We start from the raw sequence: 7,476 nt of genomic DNA, 5'->3' as shown, positions 1-7,476 counted from the left end.
TCACTCCGCCGTCCTCACTCCACCGTCACCGACTTCGCCAGGTTCCGGGGCTGGTCCACGTCGTTGCCGCGGGCCGTCGCCAGCTCACACGCGAACACCTGGAGCGGCACCGCGGTCACCAACGGCTGCAACAGGGTCGGCGTGGCCGGAACCCGGATCAGGTGGTCCGCGTACGGCACCACGGCCTCGTCCCCCTCCTCCGCGATGACGATCGTCCGAGCCCCTCGCGCCCGGATCTCCTGGATGTTGGACACGATCTTGTCGTACAGGACGGACCGCCCGCGCGGCGACGGCACCACGACGACCACCGGCAGGTCCTCCTCGATCAAGGCGATCGGACCGTGCTTCAACTCCCCCGCCGCGAACCCCTCGGCGTGCATGTACGCCAGTTCCTTGAGCTTCAGCGCGCCCTCGAGCGCCACCGGATACCCCACGTGCCGCCCGAGGAACAGCACCGTGTTCTTCGAGGCGAGCGTGCGCGCGAGTTCCCGTACCGGCTCCATCGTCCCCAGGACCTGCTCCACCGCACCGGCGATCGAGGACAGGTCCCGGATCACGGCCCGGATCTCGTCGCCCCACTTGGTGCCCCGCACCTGCCCCAGGTACAGGGCGACCAGGTAGCACGCCACGAGCTGCGTCAGGAACGCCTTCGTCGAGGCCACGGCGACCTCCGGACCGGCGTGCGTGTACAGCACCGCGTCGGACTCGCGCGGGATCGTCGAGCCGTTGGTGTTGCAGATCGCCAGGACCTTGGCGCCCTGCTCGCGGGCGTGGCGCAGCGCCATGAGCGTGTCCATGGTCTCGCCGGACTGCGAGATGGCGATGACCAGGGTCTGCGCGTCCAGGATCGGATCCCGGTACCGGAACTCGCTGGCCAGCTCCACCTCGCACGGAATGCGCGTCCAGTGCTCGATGGCGTACTTGGCGATCATCCCGGCGTGGAAGGCCGTACCGCACGCGACGATGACGACCTTGTCGATCTCCCGCAGCACTCCCTGGGGGATCCGCACCTCGTCCAGGGTCAGCGACCCGGAGCCGTCGATCCGGCCCAGCAGCGTGTCGGCGACCGCCTTGGGCTGCTCGGCGATCTCCTTGAGCATGAAGTAGTCGTAGCCCCCCTTCTCCGCGGCCGACGCGTCCCAGTCGACGTGATACGACCGCACCTCAGCCGGGCGGCCGTCGAAGCCGGTCACCGTCACGCCGTCCCGGCGCAGCTCCACCACCTGGTCCTGTCCCAGCTCGATCGCCGACCGCGTATGGGCGATGAACGCGGCGACGTCCGAGGCGAGAAAGGCCTCGCCCTCCCCGACGCCCACCACCAGCGGCGAGTTTCGCCGTGCGCCGACCACCACGTCCGGCTCGTCGGCATGCGCAGCGACCAGCGTGAACGCGCCCTCCAGCCGCCGGCACACCAGCCGCATCGCCTCGGCGAGATCCGCGCACGACGAGAACTCCTCGGCGAGCAGATGCGCGACGACCTCGGTGTCCGTCTCGGAGCCGAGTTCGTGACCCCGCTCCTCCAACTCGGCCCGCAGCAGGGCGAAGTTCTCGATGATGCCGTTGTGCACCACGGCGACCCGGCCCGCGTTGTCGAGGTGCGGGTGGGCGTTGGAGTCCGTCGGCCCGCCGTGCGTGGCCCACCGGGTGTGCCCGATGCCCGTCGTGCCGGTCGGCAGCGGCCGGCCGTCCAGTTCCTTCTCCAGATTGAGGAGCTTCCCGGCCTTCTTCGCCGCCGCCAGCCCACCATCGGCCAGCACGGCGACACCCGCCGAGTCGTACCCCCGGTACTCCAGCCGCTTCAGCCCGGCCATCACGACCTCGAGCGCGGACTGCGGCCCCACGTATCCCACGATTCCACACATGGGCGGCAGCTTAGGGTCGATTCCCGCGCCGAACCGGCCGTTGCGTGCCCGAAATCGGAAATTCCCACCGGGGTACGAAGCCCCGGATCACACCTTCGCCCGATAGGCCCTCATCGCCAGCGGATAGAACACGAGGGCGATCCCCGCCGCCCACACCAGCGACCACAGCACCGGCTCCGCCACCGCCCCGCCCAGCAGCAGCCCCCGGAACGCGTCGGACAGATGCGTGACCGGATTGACGTCACTCCACGCCTGCAGCCAGCCGGGCATGGTGTCGACGACGACGAACGCGCTGCTGGTGAAGGTGATCGGGAAGATGAGCGTGAAGGCGAACGCCTGCACCTTCTCGGCGTCGCCCGCCAGCATCCCGATCAGCACCGCACTCCAGGACACAGCCGCGGCGAACACCACCACCAGCAGCGCCCCGAGCAGGAACCCTCCGAACCCACCGGTGATGCGGAAGCCGAGCGCCAGCCCGAGGCCGATCATCAGCAGCAGCGCCCACAGGTGCTTGGCGAGGTCCGCGGTGATCCGCCCGATCAGCGGCGCGGACCGCGCGATCGGCAGACTGCGCAGCCGGTCGAAGACGCCCTTGGTGAGGTCGGTGTTGAGCGCCATGGCCGTGTACATCGTCATGAACAGGGTGTTCTGCACGATGATCCCGGGCAGCGCGTACTTCAGATACGCCTCGGGCGATCCGGCCATCTGCCCGCCCAGCACAAAGGTGAAGAGGAACACGAACATGATCGGCGTGATGCTGTAGTCGACCAGTTCGAGCGGGTTGTGCTTGACGGCGACCAGACTCCGCCAGGCCATCGTGAAGGTCTGCCGCATCCCGGCGAGGGGCGGCACGCGCCCCGACGCGGTGACCGGCGGGGCCAGCGTGGTGGCGGTCATGACCGGCTCACCGCCTTCTCCAGCCCGTCGTCGTCACGAACGGTCTCCCCGTCGTCATGGACGTCGGCCCCACCGTCCCCCTCGGGCTCACCCGGCTCGGCACGATGTCCGGTCAGGGCGAGGAAGACCTCGTCGAGCGAGGAGCGGCGCAGGGCCAGCTCCCCCACCGCGATCCCCTCCCGGTCCAGCGCGCGCACCACCGCCGGCATCAGCTCGGGATCCTTCACCGGCGCGGTGACCATCTCGCCCTCGATCCGGGCCTCCGGCCCGGCGGCCCCTGCCACCAGCGCGTGCGCCCGCGCGAGGTCCTGCCCGACGATCGGCCGCAGCTCCAGCACCTGCCCGCCGACCTGCGCCTTCAGCCGGTCCGGCGTGCCCTCGGCGATCACCCGGCCCTTGTCGATCACCACGATGTCGTCGGCGAGCACATCGGCCTCGTTCAGATACTGCGTGGTCAGCAGGGCGGTGGCCCCGTCCGCGACCAGGCCGCGCAGCAGATCCCACAGCTCTCCGCGGCTGTGTGGATCAAGACCCGTGGTCGGCTCGTCCAGGAAGAGGATGCTGGGCCGCCCGACCAGACTGGCCGCGAGGTCCAGGCGCCGGCGCATGCCGCCCGAGAAGGTCTTCGCGGCCCGCCCGGCCGCGTGCGTGAGCTGGAACCGCTCCAGCAGCTCACCCGCCCGCGCCTTCGCCTCCCGCCGCGGCAGACCCAGCAGCCGGCCGATGAGCAGCAGGTTCTCCGTGCCGGTCAGGTTCTCGTCCACCGCCGCGTACTGTCCGGTCAGCCCGACCAGGGAGCGTACGACCCCGGCCTCCCGGACCACGTCGTGGCCGGCCACCCGGGCTGTGCCTCCGTCCGGGCGCAGCAGTGTCGCGAAGATCCGCACCGCGGTCGTCTTCCCGGCACCGTTGGGCCCCAGCAGCCCGAGCACCGTGCCCTTGCGGGCCGCCAGGTCGACGCCGGCCAGCGCCTCGGTCTCCTTGAACCGTTTGACCAGGCCTTCCGCCTCTATCGCATACGTCATGGGTACCCCCAGGCGTTCGCGGACCCCGGACCGGGCCCACTCCTCCCACAACTGTGACGCACGCCACTGACATTCCGCCTGTGTCGGATTTTCTCGGCACAAACAAGGGCGAACGGCGGTCAATGCCTCGCGTGACGGATCCCACCTCACAGTCCGTTCGTACGCCCGTAACAATGGACTGTGATCTCTCCGGTCTCCTCGATACCCCGGAGCGCCCACCGGCAGCGGCCGGAGGCGACTCCCTACGTCGACCTCACCCGAGCCGAGTGGAGCGCGCTGCGTGACAAGACGCCGCTGCCTCTGACGGCCGAGGAGGTCGAGAAGCTGCGCGGTCTCGGCGATGTCATCGACCTCGACGAGGTGCGGGACATCTACCTCCCGCTGTCCAGACTCCTCAATCTCTACGTCGGTGCCACGGACGGCCTCAGAGGCGCCCTGAACACCTTCCTGGGCGAACAGGGCTCCCAGTCGGGCACCCCGTTCGTCATAGGTGTCGCCGGCTCGGTCGCGGTCGGCAAGTCCACGGTCGCCCGCCTCCTCCAGGCCCTGCTCTCGCGCTGGCCGGAACACCCGCGCGTCGAGCTGGTCACCACCGACGGCTTCCTGCTGCCCACCAAGGAGCTCCAGGACCGCGGCCTGATGTCACGGAAGGGCTTCCCCGAGTCCTACGACCGCCGCGCGCTGACCCGCTTCGTCGCCGACATCAAGGCCGGCAAGGACGAGGTCACGGCCCCGGTCTACTCCCACCTCATCTACGACATCGTCCCGGACCAGAAGCTCACGGTCCGCCGCCCCGACATCCTGATCGTCGAGGGCCTGAACGTCCTCCAGCCCGCCCTGCCCGGCAAGGACGGCCGCACCCGGGTCGGCCTCGCCGACTACTTCGACTTCAGCGTGTACGTCGACGCCCGCGTCGAGGACGTCGAGCGCTGGTACCTCAACCGCTTCCGCAAGCTGCGCGCGACCGCCTTCCAGAACCCGTCCTCGTACTTCCGCAAGTACACCCAGGTCTCGGAGGAGGAGGCCCTCGACTACGCGCAGACCATGTGGCGCACGATCAACCGGCCCAACCTCGTCGAGAACATCGCCCCCACCCGCGGCCGGGCCACCCTCGTCGTGCGCAAGGGCCCCGACCACAAGGTGCAGCGGCTCAGCCTGCGCAAGCTGTGACGCCCGGGGAAAAGGCCGGTTAGATGGTCGCCATGCTCCACCTGCGCCTGATCACGCCGTCCGAGAAGACCGACGAAGTGGTGCTGCTGATCGAGAAGACGGTCGGCACCACCCACCTCGTCGTACTGCCGGACACCGCCCGCAACCCCCCGGGGGACGTCGTCATGTGCGACGTGGCACGCGAGGCGGGCGACGAACTGCTCACCGGCCTGCGGGAACTGGGCATCGACACCAGCGGCTCCATCGCCGTCGAGACCATCGACCTGTCCCTGTCCGAGCGGGCCGAGAAGGCCGAGGCCGACGCGCCGGGCGAGGGCGCCGACGCGGTCCTGTGGGAGCACCTGAGCGACGCGACGCACGAGGAGTCGACGCTCTCCGTCACATACCTGGCCTTCATCACGCTGGCCACGATGATCGCGGCCTGCGGTGTGGTCCTGGACAACGCGATCCTGATCGTGGGCGCCATGGCGGTGGGCCCGGAGTTCGGCCCCCTCGCCGGCGTCTGCACGGCGATCGTCCGGCGCAGATCGCGCCTGGCCCTGCGCTCCCTGATCGCGCTGCTGGTCGGCTTCGCGGCGGCGATGGCGGTGACGGTGGCCTTCAGCCTCTTCATGGAAGCGGTCGGACTGTTCAGCGAGGAGCAACTGTCGGCCGACCGCCCGAACACCGGCTTCATCTACGCCCCCGACTGGTTCTCCTTCGTCGTGGCGGTCCTGGCCGGCATCGCCGGCACCCTCTCCCTGACCTCGGCGAAGTCCGGCGCCCTGGTCGGCGTGGCCATCTCCGTCACCACGGTCCCGGCAGCCGCGAACGCCGCGGTGGCCCTGAGCTACGGCGACACCACCCAGACCTGGGGCTCCACCCAGCAACTCCTGCTGAACCTCCTGGGCATCATCGTCGCCGGCACGGCAACACTGCTGACCCAGAGATACTTCTGGTCCAGACAACGCCGGCGTCTCTAAGGGGCGCGAGGAACTGCGCGACAAACCACGACGCACGGTCAGCCCGCGAACAACCGCAGCCCCCACCCCCTACCCGGAAAGCCCACTCACCCCAGGGCGGACTTCACCGCATCAGCCAGCCGCCCCGCAACAGACCGAGCCTGCTCGATATCAGCCGCCTCCACCATCACCCGAACCAACGGCTCGGTCCCGGAGGGCCGCAGCAGCACCCGCCCGGTAGCCCCGAGCTCCCGCTCCGCGTCAGCGACGGCCGCCGACAACTCCGCAGACGTCCCCACCCGCGTCCTGTCGACATCCGGCACATTGATCAGCACCTGCGGCAACCGTTCCATGACAGAGGCCAGCTCCCGCAACGAACGCCCGCTCCCGGCGACCCGCGCCGCCAGCAGCAGCCCCGTCAGCGTCCCGTCACCCGTCGTCGCGTGGTCGAGGATGATGACATGCCCGGACTGCTCGCCCCCGAGGGCGAACCCGTGCTCCTTCATCTCCTCCAGCACATACCGGTCACCGACCGCGGTCTGCACGAGCCGGATGCCCTCACGCTCCATGGCCAGCTTGAACCCGAGGTTGGACATCACCGTGGCGACCACGGTCTCGGACCGCAGAACGGAGCGTTCCCGCATCGCCAGCGCGAGCACGGCCAGGATCTGGTCGCCGTCCACCTCCGCGCCGGTGTGGTCCACGGCGAGGCAGCGGTCGGCGTCACCGTCGTGCGCGATGCCGAGGTCGGCCCCGTGCTCGAGGACGGCGGCCTTGATCTTGTCCAGGTGCGTGGAGCCGCATCCGTCGTTGATGTTGAGCCCGTCCGGCTCGGCCCCGATCGTGACGACCTCGGCACCGGCCCGCTGGAACGCCTCCGGCGAGACCCAAGCGGCGGCGCCGTGCGCCTCGTCGAGGACGACCTTCACCCCGTCGATCCGGTTGGGCAGGGCACCCAGCAGATGCTCGACGTACCGGTCGAAGCCCTCCCCGTACTCCCGGACACGGCCCACCCCGGACCCGGTCGGCCGCTCCCACGGGGCGCCGGTGCGGTGCTCCTCGTAGACGGACTCGATCCGGTCCTCCAGCTCGTCGGCGAGCTTGTGCCCGCCGCGGGCGAAGAACTTGACGCCGTTGTCGGGCATGGCGTTGTGGCTCGCGGAGAGCATCACACCGAGGTCGGCGCCGAGCTCTCCGGTCAGGAACGCCACCGCCGGCGTCGGCAGCACGCCGACCCGCAGGACGTCCACACCGGCGCTGGCGAGGCCCGCGACCACGGCGGCCTCCAGGAACTCCCCGGACGCGCGCGGGTCACGCCCGACGACCGCGCTCGGGCGGTGCCCCTCGAAGGTGCCCGCCTCGGCCAGTACGTGCGCCGCGGCCACGGAGAGGCCCAGGGCCATCTCCGCCGTCAGATCCGCGTTGGCCACACCGCGCACGCCGTCAGTGCCGAAGAGTCGTCCCACTGTGGTGTCCTCCGAATTGCTCTGAGAATGCGGCTCACATCCCCAAGTACATCCCCAGTACATCCCTGAGACTGTCCGGGGGCGGTAGGGGTTGTGTAAACGAACCGCCCCGGCG

The 7,476-nt window shown here is 70.0% G+C and carries 6 protein-coding genes; 2 read left to right on the top strand and 4 right to left on the bottom strand.

The window, feature by feature from the left end; all coding sequences use genetic code 11:
* Positions 1 to 14: 14 nt before the first annotated feature.
* The 3 genes from glmS to ACFTZL_RS37480 form a co-directional block, all read right to left on the bottom strand.
* Positions 15 to 1,862, bottom strand: a complete 1,848-nt coding sequence (glmS, locus tag ACFTZL_RS37490; protein WP_382592657.1) for a glutamine--fructose-6-phosphate transaminase (isomerizing) — start codon at positions 1,860 to 1,862, stop codon at positions 15 to 17.
* A gap of 87 nt (positions 1,863 to 1,949) precedes the next feature.
* Positions 1,950 to 2,759, bottom strand: a complete 810-nt coding sequence (locus ACFTZL_RS37485) for an ABC transporter permease (RefSeq protein WP_382592654.1) — start codon at positions 2,757 to 2,759, stop codon at positions 1,950 to 1,952.
* Positions 2,756 to 3,784 carry an ATP-binding cassette domain-containing protein gene (locus ACFTZL_RS37480; protein ID WP_382592651.1) on the bottom strand — a complete coding sequence of 343 codons (1,029 nt, stop codon included), beginning with the start codon at positions 3,782 to 3,784 and terminating at the stop codon, positions 2,756 to 2,758. The genes ACFTZL_RS37485 and ACFTZL_RS37480 overlap by 4 nt, the downstream gene beginning before the upstream one ends.
* 180 nt (positions 3,785 to 3,964) lie before the next feature.
* Between ACFTZL_RS37480 and coaA the strand changes: the two genes are divergently transcribed.
* On the top strand, positions 3,965 to 4,954 hold the full coding sequence (gene coaA / locus ACFTZL_RS37475) for a type I pantothenate kinase (protein WP_382592648.1): 990 nt from the start codon (positions 3,965 to 3,967) through the stop codon (positions 4,952 to 4,954).
* 32 nt (positions 4,955 to 4,986) lie between these two features.
* Positions 4,987 to 5,916, top strand: a complete 930-nt coding sequence (locus tag ACFTZL_RS37470; protein WP_382592645.1) for a DUF389 domain-containing protein — start codon at positions 4,987 to 4,989, stop codon at positions 5,914 to 5,916.
* An 86-nt stretch (positions 5,917 to 6,002) separates the two neighbouring features.
* Here the strand turns inward: ACFTZL_RS37470 and glmM are convergent, their stop codons facing one another.
* Complete coding sequence (gene glmM / locus ACFTZL_RS37465) at positions 6,003 to 7,361, bottom strand: phosphoglucosamine mutase (protein ID WP_382592642.1); 1,359 nt, start codon at positions 7,359 to 7,361, stop codon at positions 6,003 to 6,005.
* Positions 7,362 to 7,476 lie beyond the last annotated feature (115 nt).

Origin of the sequence: Streptomyces sp. NPDC056948, assembly GCF_042674225.1 — a bacterium.
Lineage (GTDB): Bacteria > Actinomycetota > Actinomycetes > Streptomycetales > Streptomycetaceae > Streptomyces > Streptomyces purpurascens.
This window is presented reverse-complemented; position numbering and strand designations above follow the sequence as displayed.

Coding starts and splice junctions, on each gene's coding strand:
- ACFTZL_RS37485 (WP_382592654.1), bottom strand. CDS start 2,759: ATGACCGCCACCACGCTGGCCCCGCCGGTCACCGCGTCGGGGCGCGTG.
- ACFTZL_RS37470 (WP_382592645.1), top strand. CDS start 4,987: ATGCTCCACCTGCGCCTGATCACGCCGTCCGAGAAGACCGACGAAGTG.
- ACFTZL_RS37480 (WP_382592651.1), bottom strand. CDS start 3,784: ATGACGTATGCGATAGAGGCGGAAGGCCTGGTCAAACGGTTCAAGGAG.
- glmS (WP_382592657.1), bottom strand. CDS start 1,862: ATGTGTGGAATCGTGGGATACGTGGGGCCGCAGTCCGCGCTCGAGGTC.